This window comes from Arthrobacter sp. NPDC093125 (assembly GCF_044754225.1).
Lineage (GTDB): Bacteria > Actinomycetota > Actinomycetes > Actinomycetales > Micrococcaceae > Arthrobacter.
Map to the genome: position 1 here is coordinate 32,061 of NZ_JBIVOQ010000014.1, position 21,955 is coordinate 54,015.

Sequence of the window (21,955 nt, forward strand, 5' to 3'; positions counted from 1 at the left end):
TGGCGAGCGTGGAGAACCCGCCGCGTGGTTTCGAGCACTTTCCTCCTGAAGGCGCGCCCGGTCATGCACGCCTTTATTCTTCGGCCACGACATGTCCGAAGGAGGCGCAACGCCACGATGCTCGTTGGCTTGACCTTGGGTTCGCGCACGTCCCTTAGTGGCCCTTGGATGCGCCTACCTTTCGTTCCTCGTCATACCAATACAACCAACCTTGACAACAACCAACCTTGACAAGATTTATTGTCAAGGCCACGATGGTGATGTGCAAGACGTTGAAGTTATCGAAAGCGCGGAGGCAGCCGCCGCCGCATTGGATCCGGTCCGGGCCAGGCTGCTCAGCGAACTGGCTGTTCCGGCCTCGGCCGGTGGGCTCGCCGCCCGAGTCGGCATCACGCGCCAGAAGATTAACTACCACCTCAAGGCGCTTGAGGAGCACGGCCTCGTGGAGCTGTTTGAGGAGCGCCGTCACGGGGGCATCACCGAGCGGGTGCTGCGGGCCTCGGCTGCATCGTTCGTCGTGTCCCCAGCGGCGGTAAGCGCGACGGCGGCTGATCCGGACGCCAACGACGACCACCTGTCAGTGCGGTACCTCGTTGCGCTGGCCGGCAGGCTGATGCGGGAGGTCGGGGCCCTGGCGCGCCGCGCCGACGCGTCCGGCAAGGGCCTGCCGACGCTGACCATCGACACGCAAATCGGCTTCCAATCGGCCGCCGACCGGGCTGCCTTCGCTGACGATCTGACCGCCGCGGTGCTCGACCTGGCCGCTCGCTACCACCATGACGACGGGCGCCCGCACAGACTGGTCGTCGCCGCACACCCCCTTCCCGAGGAGAACCGATGAGCACGACCCCGACTGTCCCGTACCGCCTAGAGTTCAGCGTCGAGGTTCCGGGGACCCCGGAACAGGTCTGGCAGGCCATCGCCACCGCCCCCGGCATGAGCGCCTGGTTCTTGCCGACGGAAATGGAGGAACGCGAGGGAGGTTCCCTACATTTCACGATGGGCCCGGAGATGGGCTCCGACGGTCAGGTCACCGGGTGGGATCCGCCGCGCCGCTTCGCATACGACGAGGACTGGGCGGCCCTCATGGGCAAAGACCCGGATGAGCTCAGCCCGCTGACGTCGGAGTTCCTCGTCGAGGCGCAATCCGGCGGCACCTGCGTCGTGCGCGTCACCACCAGCGGCTTTGGGACCGGCGCGGACTGGGAGTCAGAGTTTTGGGATGACATGGGAGCCAACTGGATGCCGTTCTTCGACAACCTGCGCCTTTACCTGTCGCACTTCCCGGGGCAAAAGGCCACGCAGCTGGAGGCCACCGCCTCCCATCCCGGCGACGCACAGGCGCTCTGGTCGGCCCTGCACGACGCCCTCCGGCTCGGCGACGAGGGTACGACGGTCGAGATACGCGGCGCTACCGGCAGGATCGAGCGTGCCGGGGAGCGGCAGGCGCTGGTCCGGCTCACCGCGCCGGTGCCAGGGATGCTCAGCATCTTTGCTTACGGCGAAGGCGAAGGCGAAGGCGAGGGCGCGGGCGAGGGTACGGCGACGGCAGGCGTACGGGCGTACCTGTTCTCCCCGGACGCAGCGGACTACGTGCGGCGCGAAGAACCGGCGTGGCAAACCTGGCTGCAGGAGCTCATCGTCCCGGCCTGACCTTCCGCGCGCAGCAGCCTGAGCGGCCCGGGCACTCAACACACCCCTCCGATGGCGCTGGACCCCTGGTGGTGGCTGGGCTGGGTGCCGGAAGTATTACCAGCGGCCTGTACGCCAAGGCACAGGAACAACAGCATGCAACCCGCCCCGCCCACTCCGACGTTACAGACGTGTGAGGTTCTGGACCGGGCTGAGCCGGGAACGTGATCGGGTAGGCGAGGGTTAGTGCTCGCGGGCAGTCTTTGGATTCACAAGTGGATGCTCTGGTGGTGGCAGGTGCTGTGCGCGTGTTCCAGGAGTACGCATTCGGGTGCCACCCAAGCGAGGGCGCGCTGGAAAGAGTGCTTGGACTATCTGCAGTCTGCCGACGTTCTTGTGGTCGCGGATCTGACCAGGCTCGGTCGCTGTGCAGCTTGGGGACCGGGCGTAACAGGAAATTTCGCGAGGACCGGCGGAGCCCCCGGGCGGTTCCGCTCGGCGCCTCCCGTGGCCTCCTAGGTGAAGGGCGGCGGGGCGGCCGTTCGTTGCGATAGTCGGCGATCCGGGTGATCGTCATTTCCGCCCCGCCGCAGTCTTTGGATGTGGCGCCTCCATTTGGCTGTCTATGGTTGGCTTCGCTGGGTGTATATGCGGGGGTTGACGCGCCAGATGTCAATACCGTCGTCGCGGTGAATCAGTATGCGGTCCTGCCCGTTGGTGAGTTGGATCCATACGATGCTGGCATCATGGGTTGATTCGTCGACGTAGCCGGTGCCCAATACGGCGCGTCCGCGGCGGAGCTCTATGAATTCGTGCCGCCACAAGTATTTCCAATGCTTCATTAGCAGGGGTTCACGTCGTCGTTCGTGCACAGGTCTGGCTGCCGCTGTGGAGAGCTTCGAGTCTGAAGCGGGCTGCACAGCAGCTCGTTTGTGGCGTGAGGTCCGGATGCGACCGTGCTTGTCTTTTTCCACGTTGAACTTCATTTCGGTGATTTGACCACGGGTTGGGGTATGGATGAGTGGACGGACTCGCCGAGGGCGGGATTCAGCCGGCTTGTCCCGATCAGGTCCGTAGTTGGCCGGCGCGATTTGGCCTGGATATTACGATGGCAGGCTGCGTCTGTCAGGGTTCATTTCTGTACTGCAAGCCAATCCAGGGCAGTGCAATCAGTTCATCGCCGTCGGGGGTTTGGCTAAGTATCTGGATGGCTGCTTCGATGACCTGTTCCGGCTCGTTCCATTGGTTGGCCGACTGTGTGCCCATGTTCTCCCGTGACCCTCCCGGCCTCGTTGAACACCTGCAGGCGCAATTCATCCAAGTACGACCGCCTCAGGACGGTAGACCGAATCTCGGAGATGGCAACCGTGAGTGCCTGGCATCCGCAAGTCCGGAGCAGCCCTGGCGCCGTCATTCCGGCAGCGCCGCCCACCGGTCGCCTCAGCAGACCCAGCGGGGAACTTTGCCGCTCAGAAAGCAGCTCCTGGCCGCCCGCCGTCGTAAGTTCATATTCGGTGTACCCGAAGAACAGAAAGTTGCCGTCGTCGAGCCAAAGGAGCAACTGGTGGAGCTGTTCCGGTGGCGGAACAACAGCCTGCGGGAATCCGTCTACCGAGGTAACGGCCTCGGAGACCTTGCCGTGGATGGCAGCGGCGTCCTCAGCGACGATACGGACATCGTCCAACACCCTTTGCAGGCGTTCCGTGAGCTCGCTCTCGGCTGCCTCATCTGCCAGCTTGCCGATTTCCATGGCCACCCAGGTCTCTGATGTTCCACGGGCAGGCGGCACGGACTCTTCCAGAAGGCCTTCTCTGGAAGGTCCGGGGCGGACGTCCAGCAGGGTGTGGGAATCCGGATCGCGCAGCACCTGGAAGGTCGGATGAACGAGCAGCCGGATTGAGGCGTCTTCACGGGCGAGCTCAGCCATTACGGACTGAACCAGGTAGGGCAAGTCCTCTGTAACCACTGCAACGATGCTCGCCTCGAGCTCATTCAGGATGCCGACTGCGGCCTGTCCCGGGCGTCGCGACGACGCCACCGAGAGATGCACAGCTCTGGCCCGGAGGGTTTCGGTGCTGTAGTTCTGCACCTCCTCCGTGGGGACATGAGCGTAGTAGTCAGGGAGGAAATGCCTGTCGGGCTTGATGGAGCCGGCAGCAGCAGTATGCTCCGCGCGGTCAGATTTGGGTGACATGGCGATGCGCCTCCACACCGCGGCGTGTTATCGCAAGCTGCGGCTGATCAGCTCGTCTCGCGCATGTTTTCATCATCGCCGCAACCCGGAAACACGTCCAGAGCCGCAGCGCCCAGGGTTCCGTCATCTGTCTAAAGTCGGCTTTCTCCCCGATGGCCGACGTTCCATTGGACGGCCCCACTCCGAGCCGTGAATAGCGCCTGACAAGAAAGCGGGGGTCGTCGCTTCAATGTAGCGCTGCAGGACGATGGGCAGGGGCTCCGCCCAGAGCGTGATCAATAAGGCGTGGAAGCGCCCTCCTTGCCAAAGGGTCTGCCGCCGATCATAAGAAATCGGGCGGGTAGGGCACGAGTCACTTGGAGTCGGTGATGGTGCCTGGGAATCTAGGTCGTGCCGGGCCCTTGGGCGCGCCCGAAAGGCTGCCGCATTCCACTGGACCGTGCATTGAGCGGGCAAAAAAAGAAGGGTGTGGCAATGTGCACACCTTGGGCTTCGGATTCGGTTGAACTGAGGTCGGACCGCACGGATTGGGGAAGTCCCACCTCGGGCGCAGCGGTTTACCTGTTCAGGTTTTTAGCCTATGAGTATGCACAATTTGTGTTGTGAAGGGCCCCCTCGGGGGCCTTTTTCATTGGTGGCCGTTGCTGTGGCCGGTTGCCTCCTTGGCTTCCTGGATCGACGCTTTCGTCGTCCCACACCACTTCATGGGCGTTCATGGCTCGACCAACATGACATGAGGAAAATTCCGTGCGGGTTCCTGGGCTGCGTGTTTCGGATTTCACCCGGGTTTCCTTTCGTCCGCTCGTAGTGGCTGTTCTGCTAGTTCATGCTGGGTGCGGGGGAGGGTTACATGACTTGTAGCCCACTGAGGTTGAAGATAGATGCCGTCGACGCGCGCAGGCCGTCTGATACTCCCCGACCTGAGCCAGTCACCTCGGCCGCTAAGGCATACAGCCATCAGCGCCCGAGGTCGCCTGACGACATCGCATGTTAGCCTGCCGGCATGCTGACGGGCCACCCAGTCACTGCCACCGCGTGCGGGTTTATGGACCGAAGCTGGAGATGCGAGACTCTGCGTCAGAGTTCGAAGTCTTCATCCGCATACTGCCCGTTGAGCTGCAGACAACGGGCGCTCAGGCCTTCATCCAGGAACTATTCGCGTGGAGAACGGCCCTCGTGCGGGACTGCCAGCAGCTGCCGGAGCTTCCTCCCGAAGCTGACCGCTCCTCTGCGGAAATCAAGGCCCTGCGCATGAGGACCGACGCGTTCGTGGAGTATCTGGATGACTGGCTACATGTGCCCGACCGTGAGCTCGGCGACTACTCCGAGCAGATGAGGAAAGGAATGGATCCGCCGTTGGCCGGACATCGATCCGGAGCTGCACCTGAAGCCTCAGTTAGGTGGCACCAGCACTGGGTCGTAGGCACGGATCCAGCGGCGGCAACCGCCGGAGCTGGCACCGTCAGTATCTCTCGCCGGTCGCGTCCACGGTAAGGCCGCGCAATGCGGCGTGGCTTGCCCAGAAGAAGAAACTACCTTGGGACGGGACTATAGCAAGTCCAAAATCCGCGAGCAGGAGGGGTGCGGGGCGGGTTGCTACGGTTTGGCGGGGCAGTGCATTACTCGCCAGGGACCGGGCTAGTTACTAAATCACGCCCTCATCCACAATAGCGACGCGCGCAGGACTCAGTAACGAATTTGTAACATAAAGCTTTTCTTGCTTACATGGGAGGTAGCCATACCCTCACGTGGTATGCGTGTACCCGCTTCGCCAAACCCCGCCGGCGGTACATGAACCCTTATCTCTAGGCGGGGGCGGAAGACCCACGAATGACGCCTTTGGGCGTCTTGGGGTGAAGCCTGGCCCTGTCATTGCATGCCCGTGAGGCGCGTGTCAGGGGAGGCCGGACAGTCCACTCGTCCGAATCCGACAGCTAATTTCGCCGGCGTCGAGAGGATCTACGCTTTGCCTTCCCACGACAACCACGGCCCACGCCGTGCCATTTTCTCGAGTACATCCGGCAAGGGCCGCCGCCGGGCAGCCTCATCCCCAATGCCGACGCTGCGGGGCCGCGGCCAACAGCTGGCTGTTGCGGCGGCAGTGACCGGAATGATTGGCATGACGGTGCTCACCACGGCTCACGCCGCGCCAGCCGGGATCTCGACGGCGCGCGAAGTTCGCGCCGAGGCGGCCGCCGCCCCCGCCGCCCAGCCGTCCCTGGCGGCGGAGGCAGGATCGTCGCTTGTTTTTGATCGGCCCCAGGTCGAGTCCTCCCCGGCGCCGAAAGCGGCACCGAAAGCGGCACCGAAAGCGGCGTCCAAACCGGCGCGGAAAGCGGCACCGAAAGCGGCGTCCAAACCGGCACGGAAAGCGGCACCGAAATCCGCCCGGGTTTCCGCGCCTTCGGCAGGCCTACGGGCGCCGCTCGCCTCTGTGAACGTGAGTTCGCCATTTGGGCTCCGCGGCAATCCCCTGACCGGGGCCGCCGGCGAAATGCATACCGGGCTTGATCTCGCAGGGGCATGCAACACGCCCGTGTTGGCTGCAGCTGCGGGAAAGGTAACGGAGGCAGGCTGGAGCCCGTACGGTGGCGGAAACCGGATTGTAGTTGACCACGGCAAGGGCCTGAAGACCACATACAACCACCTTGCCAGCATCGGCGTTTCGAAGGGTCAAGCCCTGGGCAAGGGTAGTCGGATAGGCGCTGTCGGAACCACCGGTAACTCCACTGGCTGCCATCTTCACTTTGAAGTGATGGTCAAGGACCGGACCGTCAACCCCGCCGCTTACCTCTAGGGCAATGACACTAGGACCTGTCAGCATTTGCTGAAAGTTCTGCTTAGTTTGAGTAACGGGTTCATCGAAACCGTCCACCGCAACCGGCAGCACCCCTACGCGGAGAAGCTCCTCGCCTCCGTGCCCGGGTCACCCGGCTTGACCCTCGACCAACCGCCGCTATACAACCGCCGGAGCAAGATGGCCCGTCCCGGCGCAGGAATGCTGCGCCGAAACGGGCCAGTTGTGGTGCCGCTGGGGCAATCCCCTGACTTCGTAAAAACGCACCGGTCCGCGTTTTACGATCCTGCATGGTCCGGACGCTCCAGCAGCCGTGAGGCGGCGTATCCGATGACCAGGCCCCAGAAGGCCGAGTGGATGTTGAACAGATCCAGGCCGGAGATGGTCACCACGAAGGTCACCAGCGCGCCCAGGGTGAAGGTGGTGGAGAATGCGGTCACGAACGCCTGCTGGAGTGCCCGCAGCATCGCGATTCCGCCCAGGACCAGGACGAATTCCTTGGGCGTGGCCAGCATCAGCCTGGTCAGGGTGGGAGCCAGCGCCGCGCAGGCCAGTGCGAGGCAGCCGTAGGTCACCGCTGCGGTGTACTGGCGCTCTTTGGCTCCCGACGACGTCAACAAGGCGTTGGTGGGGCCGGTCACGCAGGCCGATACGGCACCTAAGCCGGCGTTCAGTACGGAGAACGCGCCGGACACAATCGCAAAAACGTTGACGGGCGGCCGGTGCCCGGCGGCGCGGAGCACGGCGATGCCCTGGCCGTTCTGGACGAACAGCACTGTCAGCGCCAGGGGAACCACGAGCTCCAGTTGCGCGGCCCAGGTGAACACGGGAGGGGTGAACACCGGGGCGGCCAGGAGCGGCCCCGGCCCGCGGGGAACGAATTGCCCGCTGACGGCCACCGCCAGGCATCCTGCCACCAGCGTGCCGAGGACCGGGGGAAGGAACTTTCCCAGGCCCGGAACGGCGGTCAGGAGGAGGAAGGCGCCCACCATCGGGGCGGCAATGGCCGGATTGGCCTGGCTTGAGGAAACGATGTCCGTGCCGAAGCGGAGGAAGACGGCGGCAACCATGGCCATGACGATCGGCATGGGAATTGTGGCCATGATCCGCCGGACCACCCCGGTTGCGCCCAGGGCCAGGATGAGCAGGCCGGCCGTGAAGAACGTGCCCACCACTTCCGGGAAGGACAGATGCTGCAGCGACGGCCCCAGCAGCACCGTGCCGGGAATGGACCAGGCAAACCCCAGCGGCTGCCGGTAGAGGAGCGACATGATGAGCGTCGCGGCGCCGCCGGAGAACAGGATGCCGAAAACCCACGAGGCGAGCTGGTCCTGGGTCAGCCCGCCGGCCGCGCCGACGGCCAGGGTGACGGCGATGGGCCCGGACGCGGTGAAGACCAATCCGATGGCGCCGTTGGACAGGTAGGGCAGGTCCACGTCGCGAAGGAACCGGCGGGGTCCGGGCGGACGGTGCCCGGGCCGTTCCAGGAGCGGTTGCTGCAATGGCGCGGGCGTCGGCGCGGGTGTGGTCCAGGGATGGATTGGGGCTGGGTCCTGGCGGGAACTGGGCATCCTGGCTCCTGGCTGCGGGGTAGAAAAGGCAGGCGCCCCGGAGTTACCGCTCCGGGGCGCCTGGCGTTGCCGGGCTCAAGCCCGGCATCAGACAAGAAGGGGCAAGGACCTACTTGGTCTGGCCTTCCTTCGCGAGGATGTAGTTGTAGACAACTTCCTCGCCGGTTCCGCCGTCCGTGCGCGGTCGCGGGTCGAGCATCAGTTCGGGCTTGACGGCCGATGCGATGTCGTCCGCGTTGTGCGGGTCGCCCGGGAAGTAGAGCTGCTGGGTGACGGGCTGGTAGCCGGGTGCCGAGACCTTGATGTGGATGTGGGCCGGACGCCAGGCGTGCCAGCCGGCCGCCTCGATGAGCTGGCCGCAGGCGCCGTCGGTGGGAATCTGGTACGGCGCGGGGCGCATCGTGTTGATCTCGAAGCGGCCCTGGTCATCTGCCTTGACCGTGGCGCGGAAGAGCCATTCGGGCAGGCCCGGCGCGTACTGCGAATAGAAGCCGGCGGCATCGGCGTGCCAGATCTCCACCTGTGCGTTTTGGAGGGCGTTGCCGTTGGTGTCCGTGAACTGGCCGGTGAAGCGCAGGGGGGTGCCCTCTTCGCCGTCACGCATCTGGACGGTTGCCGGCGTAGGCAGCTCGGGGGATCCGGGCACGTAGTAGGGCCCCTCGATGGTGCCCTTGGTGCCGGGGCGCTCCTGGGAGTTGACGTCCTCTACCGTGTGCTCAAGCCACACGTCGAGGAACAGCGGCCACTCGCCGTCGGTACCCACCTTGATCAGCCACGCCTTCAGCGCGTTGTACTCCTCGTAGGTGACCTGGTGCTCAACGACGATGTCGTTGGCAGCCTTGATGAGGGCGCCGGCCAGCAGGCTCACGCGTTCCTTGGGCACGTGCAGTTCCGAGAGCTTGCCGGAGGCGGTGAAGCGCTCGGTCGCCTTCGAACCGGCCTCAACGGCAGTGCCCTCGTTCTCGTTCCGGCTATTCACTTGGGTCTCACTCATGGCGGTCTCCACCTTCGTCTTTGAGTAGGGGCCAGGAAGGTCTCCTGCACCCGCCGCGGGACGCTGGCGCAGGGAACCCTGCTGCCGCGCGGTATCGCGTGATGTCTGTCTCATCGTAGGCCTCAGGATAAGGACGCTACAAATATCGATAATGCCCATTTTCGGTCATTATCGGTACATAAAGACACCCTTGGTCGACCCTAGGTGTTTGCCTGATGTGAGTGGAGTCACGAGCGGGAAGAATTGCCTCTAACGTCCGCTGCTGGCACCGATGCCCGGCCCGGACCTCCCGCCCATCCGTCCAGCAATCTCCAATGAAGGAGCACGCCATGACCGAGAACCTGATCCATGCCCGCGAGGTCCTTGCCGACGCCGTGATCGATGACCGTGAGAACGGCATCATCCGGGCCAAACGCGAGATCTTCACCGACCAGGAGATCTTCGAACTCGAGATGAAGCACATCTTCGAAGGCAACTGGGTTTACCTCGCCCACGAGTCGCAGATCCCCAACGTGGGTGATTACTTCACCACGTACATCGGCCGCACCCCGGTGATGATCACCAGGGACAAGGACGAGAAGCTGAACTGCATCGTCAACGCCTGTTCGCACCGCGGCGCCATGCTGTGCCGCCGCAAGACGGACAACCGCACCACCTTCACCTGCCCGTTCCACGGCTGGACGTTCAAGAACTCCGGCGAGCTGCTGAAGGTCAAGGATTCCCGGGACGCCGGCTACCCCGAGACCTTCAACAAGGAAGGCTCGCACGACCTCACCAAGGTGGCCCGATTCGAGTCCTACCGCGGCTTCCTGTTCGGCTCGCTGAAGGCTGACGTGCTCCCGCTCGAGGAGCACCTGGGCGATGCCACCAAGGTGATCGACTCGATCGTTGACCAGTCACCCGAAGGCCTGGAGGTGCTGCGCGGTTCCTCCACCTACACCTATGACGGCAACTGGAAGGTCCAGGCCGAGAACGGCGCGGACGGCTACCACGTCACGGCCGTGCACTGGAACTACGCAGCCACCACGGCCCGCCGCAGCGCCGGTGACTCCGCGACCAAGACCAAGGCCATGGACGCCGGCAAGTGGGGCAAGGTCAAGGGCGGCTTCTACTCCTACGACCACGGACACCTGCTCCTGTGGCAGGAATGGACCAACCCCGAGGACCGCCCGCTGTGGGACCGCCGCGACGAACTGGTCCAGAAGTACGGCGAGGAGATGGCCAACTTCATGATCAACATCTCGCGCAACCTCTGCCTGTACCCGAACGTCTACATCATGGACCAGTTCTCCTCCCAGATCCGCCACTTCCGGCCGATCTCGGCGGACCAGACCGAGGTGACGATCTACTGCATCGCACCCAAGGGCGAGTCCCAGGAGAACCGCTCCAAGCGCATCCGCCAGTACGAGGACTTCTTCAACGCCAGCGGCATGGCCACCCCGGACGACCTGGAGGAATTCCGCTCCTGCAACAAGACCTACTGGGCCACCAGCGCCCCGTGGAACGACATGACCCGCGGCTCCACCCATGAGATCGCCGGCCCTGACGAGCAGGCCCAGGCCCTGGGCATGACCCGGGTGATTGCCTCCGGCGTGCGCACCGAAGACGAAGGGCTCTACCCCATCCAGCACGGGTACTGGAAGGAAGTCATGGACCGTGCCCTGGCGGAGCACGAGGAGCGCTCCGCACCGGATTCCGTCCCCGCCACCGCCTGACAGCGGCCGGGAACCAAAAGACCGGAACCAAAAGACCACGGAACCAGAGCCCACCGGAACCACAGAGAGCGCAGAACCCATGAGCAACCTGACCCAAACCGCCCCGGTCCTGAAGACCGCCGAGGAGATCGCAACCCTCGAGACCGTCCGGGCGTTCCTTTACCGGGAAGCCCGCCTGCTGGACGACCGCCAGTTCGATGAATGGCTTGAGTGCTACCACCCGGACTCCGAATTCTGGATGCCGGCGTGGGACGTCGACGACCAGCTGACGCAGGATCCCCAGAACGAGATCTCCCTCATCTACTACGACAACCGCGGCGGCATCGAAGACCGGGTGTTCCGGATCAAGACCGACCGGTCTTCTGCCACCTCCCTTCCCGAGCCGCGCACGGGCCACAACATCACGGACATCGAGGTTTTGGCGAACGACGGCGGCCAGGTCCAGGTGCGCTTCAACTGGTTCACCCTCTACTTCCGCTACAACACGACGGACACGTACTTCGGCACCAGCTTCTACACGATCGACCTTTCCGGCCCGGAGCCGGTGATCCTGAAGAAGAAAGTGGTCCTGAAGAACGACTACATCCACCACGTGGTGGACGTCTACATGATCTGATCTGCCCGAACCGGCGCCCTGGGAATTCCCAGGCGCCGTACGGCAGGTCCCACACGCGAGCCCGCCGGGCACGCCACAACTTTTCCCGGGCCGCGACGGCGCGCCCGCTCAGTCAGGAGGACCCCATGGGCCACAAAGTAGCCCTCAGCTTCGAGGACGGCGTCACCAAAGTCATTAAGGTCGGCGACTATGAGACCGTCATGGACGCGGCCTACAAGGCGCGCATCAACATCCCGTCGGACTGCCGCGACGGTGCCTGCGGCACCTGCAAGGCGTTCTGCGATTCCGGCTCCTTCGACCCGGGGGACTACATCGACGACGCCATGACCGAAGAGGAGCTCGAAAAGGGCTACCTGCTGACCTGCCAGGCCGTCCCGGAATCCGACCTGGCCATCCAGATCCCGGCCACGTCGGAGTCGGCGAAGACGGCCGCGGCCACCTTCACTTCCACCATCAAGGAGCTCAACCGGCACACGGACACCACGGTGTCCTTCACCCTCCAGGTGGACAACCGGGACGCGCTGGCCTTCCTTCCCGGCCAGTACGTCAACCTCAAGGTCCCCGGAACCGACGCCGAGCGCTCCTACTCTTTCAGCAGCGGACCCGAGGTCCAGGACGCGTCCTTCATGGTGCGCGTGACCCCGCAGGGCGCCATGTCCGAGTACCTGCGCGACCGCGCAGCAGTAGGCGACTCCATCCACTTCACCGGCCCCTACGGATCATTCTTCCTGCGCGAGCCCAAGCGGCCCCTGCTGCTCCTGGCCGGCGGCACCGGCCTGGCCCCGCTCCTGTCCATCCTGGAAAAGCTCTCCGAAAACCCGCCGTCCACCCCGGTCCACCTGATTTACGGGCTCACCCGCGAGGCGGACATCGTGGGCCTCGACTGGCTGCGCGCCTACGAAGCGAAGCTGCCCGGCTTCACCTGGAACTACATTGCCTCCGAGCCCGGCACATCCGCCCCGCACACCGGCTACGTCACGCAGATCATCGAACCCGCGCACCTCAACGAAGGCGACGTGGACATCTATCTCTGCGGCCCGCCCCCCATGGTCAACGCGGTCTCCAAGTGGCTGGACACCGAAGGCATCCAGCCCGCCAACTTCTACTTCGAACGGTTCGCGCCGAAGGAGACCACCGGAGGCGACGCCGAAACGGGCGCCCCGGCGCCGGCTGAAAAGATCCAGGCCGAAGGCGACACGATGAGCCGCGGCGAGGCAGTGTCCTCGCTGGAGACCGGCCGGCTGGATTTCCGCAAGGAGGACAGCTTCGCCCAGCTCGACGCACGCATGGGCCTGGAGCTTGCCGTCAGCGAACTGCTGCTGGGCCGGCTCAGCGAGGAGCAGCTGCGCCAGTTCCGCCGACTCGCCGAAGCCACCACGGACTCGGTTGCGGGCGGGAACATCACCAACCCCGAGGAGTTCGCGCGTACCAACGAGGAATTCCACGAGTACCTCTTCATGATCTGCGACAACCCCATGCTCCTGGAGTCCTACCGCCGCCTGGACGTGCACGCCCAGATGGCCGCGGCACTCGAAGCCGGAACGCCGATCTTCGAGCGCGTCACCCAGGACCACCTGGACATCGTGGACGCCTTCGAACGCGGCGATAAGGACCGCCTCCGCGCCGTCATCACCGCACACGCCCACGACGCGAAGGACACCATGGCCGGGGCCATCGACGCCAAGGCCACCCGCTGATGGCGGCGCCGTACGCCGGTCAATTCGTGACGCCCGGCAGGTTCGGCGGCAAGGTCGCCGTCGTCACCGGCGCCGCCCAGGGGATCGGCCGGAAGGTGGCCGAACGCATCGGTGCCGAAGGCGGAACAGTGGTCCTGGTGGACCGTGCGGAACTGGTCCACGACGTGGCTCGCGGCATCGAAGAGGCCGCAAACGTGTCCGGCTCCGGTGGCTCGGCCACGTCCGTCACCGCGGACCTGGAGACCTTTGCCGGCGCCACCCAGGCGGTCAAGGCGGCACTCGCAGCCCACGGACGCGTGGACGTGCTGGTCAACAATGTGGGCGGCACCATCTGGGCGCGCCCCTACGAGGAGTACGACGAGGAGAAGATCGAGAAGGAAATCCGCCGCTCGCTCTTCCCCACCCTCTGGAGCTGCCGGGCGGTACTGCCGGCGATGCTCGAACAGGAGTCGGGAACCATCGTCAACGTATCCTCGGTGGCGACACGCGGCATGCACCGCGTCCCGTACGCCGCGGCAAAGGGCGGCGTTAACGCCCTGACCCAAGCCTTGGCCATGGAGGTGGCCGGCCGCGGCATCCGCGTGGTTGCCACCGCGCCGGGCGGCACCGAGGCGCCTCCGCGGAGGGTCAAACGCGGGCCGGAAGCCCAATCCGCCACCGAGAAGGCCTGGTACCAGGTGATCGTGGACCAGACCGTGGAGTCGTCCTTCATGAAGCGCTACGGAACCCTGGACGAGCAGGCCGCGCCAATCGTCTTCCTCGCCTCCGACGAAGCGTCCTACCTGACCGGCAGCATCCTCCCGGTGGCCGGCGGGGACCTGGGGTAGCCCGTGGACCCGCGCCGGAAGGGGCGGGCAGGCCACTCCGGTAGACTTGCGGCCATGACTGCGGGGTCCGTCCAGGGCGATATCGGTGCGGATTCGCCGCTGGTGGGCCGCGCTGCGGTGTTCGAGGAGCTCCTGGACATCCTCCGCACGGTCCGCAAAGGCAAGGTGGCCACCGTGGTCCTCACCGGCCCCTCGGGTTGCGGAAAAACCGCCGTGCTGGAGTCCTTCCTGGAGCATTGCCGCACGGGCGCCCGCGGCGTCCGCATCCTTTCGGCCATGGGCGATGAGTGGGAAGCGCAGTTTGCGCTCGCCGGCTACTCCCAGCTCATGCTCACCTCACCGCTGCGTTCGGCAAAGGCGTACGACGGCGGCCCGCACCTTCCGGCTACGCCCGTCGCCGCCCTGAGCGCGGACCAGGTGGTCAACTACGCGTCCACCCTCAGTACCCACCTCGAAGGGCTGCAGTCGCACGGAAGCGTGGTGGTCGCCGTCGACGACGTCCACAAACTGGACGTGGAAAGCCTGCGTATCCTCACGTTCGTCATGCGCCGGCTGCACGGCAAGCGGATTCTTTTCCTGCTGACGCTCAATCCCGCCGAGGCGCCGCGCATCCCCGCCGGCGTCCTGGACTTCCTGACCGGACACCAAGTGGAGCGGATCCCCCTGGAACCGCTCAGCGCGCAGCAGGTCCAGGAACTAGCCCGGCGTTTCCACGGCATTGACCTCAGCGTCACCGCGGCCCACGGGCTGGTCCGGCATACGGGCGGCCTGCCGCAGCCTGTGGTGGAGTTGCTGCGCGAACTGCCCCCGGAGACCTGGCTGACCTGGTTCCCCTCGCTGCCGCCCTCGTCCAGGCTCCGGGCCAGGGTGCGCAGCGTCCTGGACGCCGCCTCGCCCGGACTCGTTGCCGTCGCGGAGGCGGCGTCCGTGCTGGGGCGCAGCGCCGGACTGGCGGAAGTGGCCGCGGTCAGCGGGGTGGCGTCCGTCCTCGAAGCCCTGGACGAAGGCCACCGCGCCGGCCTCCTGGGGCTGTCCGTGGACCAGGCGCGCTCCGCCGTCGTCTTCGTTGAACCCGGCACCGCCGAGGCGATTTACGAGCAGATTGTTCCCAGCCGCCGCATCGCGCTGCACCGGCTGGCCGCCGAAGCCGTGGAACCGGAAGGCGAGAAACTGGGGCACCGGGTTTCGGCAACGCCAGCCGCGGACCAGTCGCTGGCCGAAGAACTCGAGGATTTCGCCAACCGCCAGGCAGACGTGGGGGCATGGCAGGACGTCGCAACGGCGCTGTTTTCCGCTTCCCGGCTTTCGTTGGATATCCGGGCACGCAACGACAGGCTCCTGCGCGGAGTGGACGCGCTGGTGGGGGCCGGAAACGTAGCCGAGGCCCAGACCTGGTCCGCAGCCGTTGACGCCCTGCCGCCCTCGCCGCTGCGCTCCTCCGTGCTGGGCTACCTGTCCACTGTGTCCGGCCAGAACGACAGCGCCCAAAGCCAGTTGGAAATGGCGTGGCGCACCAGCAACCCGGAGCGCGAACCGAAGGCCGCCGCCCAGGTGGCACAGCGTTTCGTCCTGCACGGGGTGGCATCCTGGGACGGGCCGATGATCACCGGCTGGGCGGAGCGTGCAATGGCCCTGACCGAGCCCGGGACGCCAGCGCACGTCGAGTCGGAAGCCATCTACGGCCTGGGCCTGTACGCGCGGGGCCGGCTGGGGGAGGCGGAGGCATCCTACCAGCGGGCGTTCGCGCACGCAGCCGAGAACGCGCAGAAGCAGCGCGTGCAGATGGGAGCTGGCTGGCTGGCACTGCGGATGGACAACGTGGAAGCGGCCCTGGTGAACTTCGAGTCGGCTGCCCCCACCGAGTACCGCGGCGGGTCCCTGCGGATCTCCCTGTGGGCCGAGGCGTGGCTGGCCCGCACCCATCTGGTGCTGGGGAACTGGGATGCCGCGGCGGCCACCATCGCCCGCTCCAGTGTCCGCCTGGAAACCTCCCGGATGCCCCTGATCCGGCCCCTGCTGTACTGGACCGCCGCGGAGCTCTGGTCCATGCGCGGCGACTGGGACCGCGCCCGCTATTACGTCTCCCAGGCCGCGGTCCAGCCGGGAACCTACCGGGCCATGCAGGTGCCGGCCAGCCTGGCGCGGGCCCGGTTCCACGAGGCGCGGGCTGATTATGAAAGCGCCCTCGCCGTGCTGCAGCCGCTGACCGAACTGGACCCGTGGACCGAGGACCGGGTGTCCTTCTGGCCCTGGCAGGACACGTACGTTAACGCCCTGGTGATGACCGATCAGCTGGACACCGCCGACGCTTTCCTGACCTCCTTCGAGGGGTTGCGGCGCGAACGCGAAGTCCCCTCCGACATGGCACGAATGGCCTGGGCGCGAGGCCGGCTGCTGGCGGCCCAGGGGGATCCCGACGCTGCCAGGGAGCATTTCGAGGCCGCCTTGGGCCACCTCCGCGGGCTCAACCGGCCCTACCTGCGGGCCCGGATCAGTTTTGCTTTCGGGCAGAGCATGCGCCGCGCCGGCAAGCGCCGGCTGGCGTCTTCGGTGCTGCGTGCGGCACGGGACCTCTACGACTCACTGGGCGCGGCCACCTATGTGGAGCGCTGCGACAGGGAGCTCAAGGCGACCGGTCTCGACGTCGGAAATCTCCCTGACCCTGCCGATTCGGTACTCACCGCCGCGCGGGACCACCACGTCCAGCTCACCGCGCAGGAGCAGGCGGTGGCCGAACTCGTGGCCGGGGGTGCGACCAACAAGGAGGCGGCCCGCGCCCTGTTCCTCGCCGAGAAGACGGTGCAGTACCACCTCACGCGGCTCTACCGGAAGATGGGCATCCGGTCCCGCAGCGAGCTCGCCGCCGCGTTCCGGGCCAGGGACTGACCCGGAACGGCTGGCTGGTTCCTACTTAACGTCGGAGGGGTGCTTGGCCAGCGGCACCACCGAGATCTCCATGTACGGGAACAGCGGGAGATTCTGGAGGATGTCGTGGAGTTCCTCGTTGGAATCCACGTCAAAGATCGAGTAGTTGGCGTATTCACCCACCACGCGCCAGATTTCCGGCCATTTCCCCGAGCGCTGCAGCTCCTGCGAGTAGGCCTTCTCCTTGGCCTTGATTTCAGCCGCCTCGGATGCGGGCAGGTCTGCGGGCAGATTGACGTCCATATGGACCAGGTACTTCACTGATTTTCCTTTCGTGGAAGGGGTGGCTTAGCGGTCGCTGCGGTAGCGCTCGAGCTTTTCCGCGTTGACCCCGGTGCCCACGCCGGAGCCCTCGGGCACGCGGATGCGCCCTTCGATGATCTGCAGGGGTTCGGCCAGCAGGTCGTCCGCCATGTCCAGGTAGTTCGACAGTTCCGCGGCGCGCTTGGCAGTGTGGGCGAACGCGGCGCCGAACACCACCGAAGCCACCGTGCCCACCTGGGTGTCGATCTGGTTGCCGATGTACACGTCGATGCCCATGCCCTCGGCCATCCCCACGATCTTGGCCGCCTCGGTAAATCCGGAGCGGGCCGTTTTGACCGCCAGCAGGTTGGCCCCGCCGTTGAGGATTTCCCGGGCGGCCTCGCCGAGGTTGGCGGCGGATTCGTCCGCGGCGATGGGGATGGGGGAGTTGGCAACGAGCCGACGGCGGCCCAGGACTTCGCGGGCGTCGTCCGGCTCCTCGAGGAACTGCAGGCCCAGGTCCGCGGTGCGGCGCAGCACCTCCGCGGCCTCATTCGCGGACCAGCCCCGGTTGGCGTCCATATACAGTTCTGCGTCCCCGCCGAGGCCCTCGCGCAGTACACGGGCCGCTTCGATGTCCAGGTGGAGGGGGCGCCGGCCGGTCTTGAGCTTGAATGTGTTGATGCCGTAGGTCTCGCGGAACTCCAGTGCCAGGTCGAGCAGTTCCTGGGCGGGCTTGAAGCCGAGCATGTGGGAGACCCGCAGCGAATCGGTGTAGCCGCCCAGCAGCTTGGTCACCGGCTGCCCCAGCGTCTTGCCGATGACGTCCCACAGGGCGATATCCACGGCGCCCTTGGCGGTCTGGTTGTGGATGGTGCGGTAGAGGATCTCCTGGATCTTCTCCCGGTCAAAAATGTCGACGCCGATCAGTTGCGGAGCAAACACATCCTGCACCACCGCGACGATGGACTTTTGCGTCTCGCCATAGGTGTACGGGCGCGGCGGGGTGTCCGCGAGGCCCACCACGCCGTCGTCCGTGCGGAGGCGGACCAGCACGTGGTCAGCCTCGTGGACGGATCCGGAGGCGAAATGCAGCGGGTGGCGGTAGGGGATCGAGTAAGGAATCGCCTCAATGGCTGCGATTTTCATGACTGGGAAAGCCTTTCATCGGTGGGAAGCGGGACTGGCCCGGGGGCCGGGTCGGGCAGCGGCTGCGCGGCTATGGCGGTGCCGACGATGTCCAAAAAGTTCTGCAGCAGGGCGGAGTGGTTTCCGCGCAGCCAGGCGACAGCGAGTTCCACGGAAGGGACGTTTTCGATCTCCCGGTAAGCAACGCCGTCGAGCTGGAAAGCCCGCACCCGGGACGGCATGACGGCCACGCCGCCGCCGGCGGCAACGAATGCCAGCATCGTGGAGGTCTCGCCAACTACCTGGGTGATGCGCGGTTGGAAGCCGGCCTGGCGGCATAGGTCGGAAGTGATGCGGTAGAGCACGGACTCGGGCGCATATGCGATGAAGTCCTGATCCTGCAGTTCATGCATCGCCACGGACCTGTCCTCCGCCAGCGCGCTGAATGAGGGAACCGCGACGACGAGCGGCTCCTGGGCGACGACGCGGTAGTCGATTTCCTGGGATGAGACGGGGGGACGCAGCAGTGCTGCGTCCAAAGTTCCGTCGCGGAGACCTGCTTCCATGGACGGGGTGAGCATCTCGCCGTTCAATGCCAGGGACAGGCCGGGCAGGACCTGCTTGGCAAGGCGTGCGATCTGGGGCATGACGCCGTAGGTTGCAGACCCTGAAAATCCCACCCGGAGGACACCGGTGGCGCCCTTGCCCACCTGGTATACGTCCGCCTCCAGCGTCCCTATGTCGTTGACGATCTGCCGTCCCCGGTCAAGCAGGAGCTGCCCCGCGGCCGTGAGGTCCACGCGCCGGGTGGTGCGGTTGAGCAGGCGGACCCCCAGCTGCTCCTCGAGCTGGCGGATCTGTTGGGAGAGGGGCGGCTGGGCCATGTGGAGGCGCTTGGCCGCCCGGCCGAAATGCCGCTCTTCCGCCACCGCAATGAAGTAGTTCAGCTGCCGGATGTCCACTGTGGTGCCCTCCCGTGCGTCATGCCAAGGGCCTGCCCTGGACGTGTATTGATTCAAAGAATAACCCTAAAAGAACTTACTAGTGCATTCTTTCGACACAATGACGTTCAAGGCAGGCCGCTGCACGCTACTGGGGTTGCTTCGCCGTGACGTTGGGTTCGGTGCGGTGCCCGGCGATCTCCTCGACCTTGTGCTCGGCTTCCTCCAGCTTGCGCTGGTGCGGGACCAGGACCGTCACCAGGGCGCCAAGGAGGGCAACGCCGCCGTAGATGTAGAAGGCGGTGGAGCCGCCGATGCCCGCTGCCGCGAGCCAGCCGCCGATGATCGGGCCGAGTACTCCGCCCAGCCGGCCCACGCTGGCGCACCAGGCCACGCCGGCTGCGCGGGCGTTGGTGGTGAAGTAGTTGGACTGGAACCCATAGATCAGCACCTGGGTGCCCAGCGTTCCAACGCCGGCCACGGCAATGAACGTGAAGAGCATCGGCAGCGGGAAATTGAAGGTCATGAGGACCAGCGAAACGGTGGCAAGCCCGAAGGTTGTGGCGATGACCCGCTGCGGGCCGCTCTTTTCCGCCAGCCGGGAGGCGACCAGCCCGCCCGCCACCGCGCCGAGGTTCAGCGCCAGCGGGAAGAACAGGGAGTAGGTCCGGCCGTAGCCGTAGCCCTCCATGATCTTGGGGAGCCAGGTGTTGAGGCCGTAGGTGAGGAGGAGGCCGCAGAAGGACATGAGTCCCAGCAGGATCGAGGCCAGCGCGAACTGCTTGGAGAAGACCGCGGCGAACCCGGACTTTTGCGGTGCTGCGCCCGAGTCGAGGATGACGCGCTCTTCAAGCAGTGGCACGCCGGTGCGCTTCGCGGCGGCCAGGGCCTCCTCTTCCCGGCCGCGGGACAGCAGCCAGCGGGGGGACTCGGGGAGTTTGCGCCAGGCGATGGGGAGCAGGATGACCAGCGGCAGTGCGCCGATGATGAACAGCCCCCGCCAGCCGAGGCTCTCGTGGAACAGGATGCCCATGATGGAGGCAACCACGCCGCCTGCCGGGACGCCGGAGTACACGATGGCGTTGTAGAACTGGCGGCGTCCGGCGGGTGCAAATTCGGCCATGGTGGCGCCGGCGCTGGCGATGACAACGCCCAGGCCAAGGCCCGTGATGAACCGCATGGCACCGAAGGCCGGTACGGTGGTGGTCAGTGCGGTGATGAACATGCCCACCGAGAACCAGGCGATGCCCAGGAGCATCAGCCGGCGGCGGCCGAAGAAGTCGCCCACGGCGCCGCAGACCAGCGATCCCACCAGCACGCCGATGAGGGCCCAGGAGCCCAGGAGGCCGGCGGTGGCCACGTCGAACTGTCCGATCTGGCCGGGGTCCGCCAGGAGTCCCGGCAGGACGGTGCCGTAGATGACCAGGTCGTAGCCGTCGAAGACCAGGGCCGTGCAGATGATGAAGGCCACCCAGTTGGCGGTACGGGCCTCCTTTTGTGGATTGTCAGCGATAACCGCGTGCGGTTGTGTCATGTCCGGCTCCTCTCAAGGGGTGATTGCGTGCGCTGGCACGACTCTGGGCCAGCGGCCGTTTCGGGGTTCCCTTCAGCCTGACAGGTGTGTGACGCAGGACATATGAGGTAAATACCCGGGGTTCCGCTCGGGGGTTATTGATTATCTTTCTCTAACTAGTAGGCCGCTCTTAGAGATCAATCGCTATAAATGGCGCTCTGCGGGGGCGGCTGCGCGCCGAGCCTGCCGGCTGCCGTCCCGCGTTATCAATCGAGAGGATCCCGGTATGGAAGAACGGCGCCGGAACAGTAGTACCCGGGGTGGGGCCGCAGCTAGGCTGGCTAAATGATCACACCCGCACGCCTGCACTCGGACCTGTCCCGCCTGGGCAGGGAAACCGACATGTTCTTTGCCACCGTCGCGTCCCTTTCGGACGATGAAATGGCGGCCGCGTCCTTGTGTGAAGGATGGTCCAGGGCGCACGTGATCGCCCACGTCGCCGCCAACGGGCGGGCGCTGGTCCAGCTCATCGAGTGGGCCGCCGCGGGAGAAGAGCGCCGGCTTTACGCCTCGCCCGAAGCCCGCGCCGGTGCCATCTCCGCCCTGGCAGCGCTGCCCCGGGAGGAGTTGCTGGAGGAGTTGCGGGCCTCGGCCAGACACTTCGCCGAGCAGGCGCAGCGGCTGGCCGGCACGCTCGTTGCTCCGGAAGTCGGGGTTGACGGCGGTCCACTTCCGGCAACGTCCATCGTGGCGCTCCGGATCGCGGAAGTGGTGGTGCATCACCATGACCTGGACACCGCCTGGACCATCGAGGAAGCCGACCCGGACTCGCTGCTGGATGCCCTCGAGGCCGTAGTGCGTTCGCTGGGCGCCAAGGAGGTGCCGGGCATGACCCTGGTCACCGAGGAGCGGGACCAGTGGATTATCGGCAACGGCGCGCTGCGCGTTGAGTCCGACCGTGAGGGCCTGCTCCAGTGGCTGGCGCGCGGTGATGCCGCGCATATCGAGGCGGGGGGCCCGGTGCCGGCACTGCCGCGCTGGTGAGCCGGCCGGCAGGAAGGGCTGCAGCGATAATTCCCTCGTCGATTCGTACCGGAGCGCAGGGGAATGCGGCGCCCGCCGCTAGACGCCACGTCCGGTAGTAAGGCTACTTACTAAACGG

19 protein-coding genes and 1 riboswitch are annotated in these 21,955 nt (G+C 65.8%); of the genes, 11 read left to right on the top strand and 8 right to left on the bottom strand.

All coding sequences use genetic code 11. From position 1 onward, the window contains the following. Positions 1-262: 262 nt before the first annotated feature. From ACIP9X_RS18600 to ACIP9X_RS18610, 3 genes are all read left to right on the top strand, one after another. On the top strand, positions 263-841 hold the full coding sequence (locus ACIP9X_RS18600; protein WP_400481241.1) for an ArsR/SmtB family transcription factor: 579 nt from the start codon (positions 263-265) through the stop codon (positions 839-841). After that, positions 838-1,653 carry an SRPBCC domain-containing protein gene (locus tag ACIP9X_RS18605; protein WP_400481242.1) on the top strand — a complete coding sequence of 272 codons (816 nt, stop codon included), beginning with the start codon at positions 838-840 and terminating at the stop codon, positions 1,651-1,653. Before ACIP9X_RS18600 ends, ACIP9X_RS18605 begins: the two co-directional genes overlap by 4 nt. A gap of 258 nt (positions 1,654-1,911) precedes the next feature. Further along, on the top strand, positions 1,912-2,151 hold the full coding sequence (locus ACIP9X_RS18610; RefSeq protein ID WP_400481243.1) for a recombinase family protein: 240 nt from the start codon (positions 1,912-1,914) through the stop codon (positions 2,149-2,151). Between the two features lie 104 nt (positions 2,152-2,255). Here the strand turns inward: ACIP9X_RS18610 and ACIP9X_RS18615 are convergent, their stop codons facing one another. Together ACIP9X_RS18615 and ACIP9X_RS18620 are read right to left on the bottom strand one after the other, a co-directional pair. After that, a complete protein-coding gene (locus tag ACIP9X_RS18615; protein ID WP_400481244.1) occupies positions 2,256-2,474 on the bottom strand; it encodes a hypothetical protein in 219 nt (72 codons plus the stop codon). Positions 2,475-2,827: 353 nt separating this feature from the next. Continuing rightward, entirely contained in the window at positions 2,828-3,826 is a 999-nt protein-coding gene (locus tag ACIP9X_RS18620) for a hypothetical protein (RefSeq protein ID WP_400481245.1), read from the bottom strand. A gap of 1,062 nt (positions 3,827-4,888) precedes the next feature. Between ACIP9X_RS18620 and ACIP9X_RS18625 the strand changes: the two genes are divergently transcribed. After that, the gene (locus ACIP9X_RS18625) at positions 4,889-5,320 is read left to right on the top strand and encodes a hypothetical protein (RefSeq protein ID WP_400481246.1); all 432 of its coding nucleotides are present in this window, start codon (positions 4,889-4,891) and stop codon (positions 5,318-5,320) included. 292 nt (positions 5,321-5,612) lie between these two features. After that, positions 5,613-5,787: riboswitch (cyclic di-AMP (ydaO/yuaA leader) on the top strand. A 5-nt stretch (positions 5,788-5,792) separates the two neighbouring features. Beyond that, positions 5,793-6,623 (top strand): M23 family metallopeptidase, encoded by an 831-nt coding sequence (locus tag ACIP9X_RS18630; protein WP_400481247.1) that lies wholly within the window; start codon positions 5,793-5,795, stop codon positions 6,621-6,623. 278 nt (positions 6,624-6,901) lie between these two features. Here the strand turns inward: ACIP9X_RS18630 and ACIP9X_RS18635 are convergent, their stop codons facing one another. Both ACIP9X_RS18635 and catA read right to left on the bottom strand, forming a co-directional pair. Continuing rightward, positions 6,902-8,194, bottom strand: coding sequence for a benzoate/H(+) symporter BenE family transporter (locus ACIP9X_RS18635; RefSeq protein ID WP_400481248.1), 1,293 nt, complete (start codon positions 8,192-8,194; stop codon positions 6,902-6,904). Positions 8,195-8,303: 109 nt separating this feature from the next. Continuing rightward, complete coding sequence (gene catA / locus ACIP9X_RS18640) at positions 8,304-9,188, bottom strand: catechol 1,2-dioxygenase (protein ID WP_400481296.1); 885 nt, start codon at positions 9,186-9,188, stop codon at positions 8,304-8,306. Positions 9,189-9,517: 329 nt separating this feature from the next. Between catA and benA the strand changes: the two genes are divergently transcribed. From benA to ACIP9X_RS18665, 5 genes are all read left to right on the top strand, one after another. Then, positions 9,518-10,903: a benzoate 1,2-dioxygenase large subunit gene (gene benA / locus ACIP9X_RS18645; RefSeq protein ID WP_400481249.1), complete on the top strand. Its 1,386-nt coding sequence runs from the start codon at positions 9,518-9,520 to the stop codon at positions 10,901-10,903. Positions 10,904-10,982: 79 nt separating this feature from the next. Then, the gene (benB, locus tag ACIP9X_RS18650) at positions 10,983-11,519 is read left to right on the top strand and encodes a benzoate 1,2-dioxygenase small subunit (protein ID WP_400481250.1); all 537 of its coding nucleotides are present in this window, start codon (positions 10,983-10,985) and stop codon (positions 11,517-11,519) included. A gap of 125 nt (positions 11,520-11,644) precedes the next feature. Continuing rightward, positions 11,645-13,216, top strand: coding sequence for a benzoate 1,2-dioxygenase electron transfer component BenC (gene benC, locus ACIP9X_RS18655; RefSeq protein WP_400481251.1), 1,572 nt, complete (start codon positions 11,645-11,647; stop codon positions 13,214-13,216). Further along, positions 13,216-14,043, top strand: a complete 828-nt coding sequence (locus ACIP9X_RS18660) for a 1,6-dihydroxycyclohexa-2,4-diene-1-carboxylate dehydrogenase (RefSeq protein WP_400481252.1) — start codon at positions 13,216-13,218, stop codon at positions 14,041-14,043. Before benC ends, ACIP9X_RS18660 begins: the two co-directional genes overlap by 1 nt. 54 nt (positions 14,044-14,097) lie before the next feature. Then, complete coding sequence (locus ACIP9X_RS18665) at positions 14,098-16,929, top strand: AAA family ATPase (RefSeq protein WP_400481253.1); 2,832 nt, start codon at positions 14,098-14,100, stop codon at positions 16,927-16,929. Between the two features lie 21 nt (positions 16,930-16,950). On the opposite strand, the gene catC is transcribed toward ACIP9X_RS18665, so the two are convergent. From catC to ACIP9X_RS18685, 4 genes are all read right to left on the bottom strand, one after another. Further along, on the bottom strand, positions 16,951-17,229 hold the full coding sequence (gene catC / locus ACIP9X_RS18670; RefSeq protein ID WP_400481254.1) for a muconolactone Delta-isomerase: 279 nt from the start codon (positions 17,227-17,229) through the stop codon (positions 16,951-16,953). A gap of 27 nt (positions 17,230-17,256) precedes the next feature. Continuing rightward, positions 17,257-18,360 (bottom strand): mandelate racemase/muconate lactonizing enzyme family protein, encoded by a 1,104-nt coding sequence (locus tag ACIP9X_RS18675; protein WP_400481255.1) that lies wholly within the window; start codon positions 18,358-18,360, stop codon positions 17,257-17,259. Continuing rightward, the gene (locus tag ACIP9X_RS18680) at positions 18,357-19,301 is read right to left on the bottom strand and encodes a LysR substrate-binding domain-containing protein (RefSeq protein WP_400481297.1); all 945 of its coding nucleotides are present in this window, start codon (positions 19,299-19,301) and stop codon (positions 18,357-18,359) included. The genes ACIP9X_RS18675 and ACIP9X_RS18680 overlap by 4 nt, the downstream gene beginning before the upstream one ends. 127 nt (positions 19,302-19,428) lie before the next feature. Further along, positions 19,429-20,814, bottom strand: coding sequence for an MFS transporter (locus ACIP9X_RS18685; protein ID WP_400481256.1), 1,386 nt, complete (start codon positions 20,812-20,814; stop codon positions 19,429-19,431). A 324-nt stretch (positions 20,815-21,138) separates the two neighbouring features. On the opposite strand from ACIP9X_RS18685, the gene ACIP9X_RS18690 reads away from it, so the two are divergent. Beyond that, on the top strand, positions 21,139-21,837 hold the full coding sequence (locus tag ACIP9X_RS18690; protein ID WP_400481257.1) for a maleylpyruvate isomerase family mycothiol-dependent enzyme: 699 nt from the start codon (positions 21,139-21,141) through the stop codon (positions 21,835-21,837). Positions 21,838-21,955 lie beyond the last annotated feature (118 nt).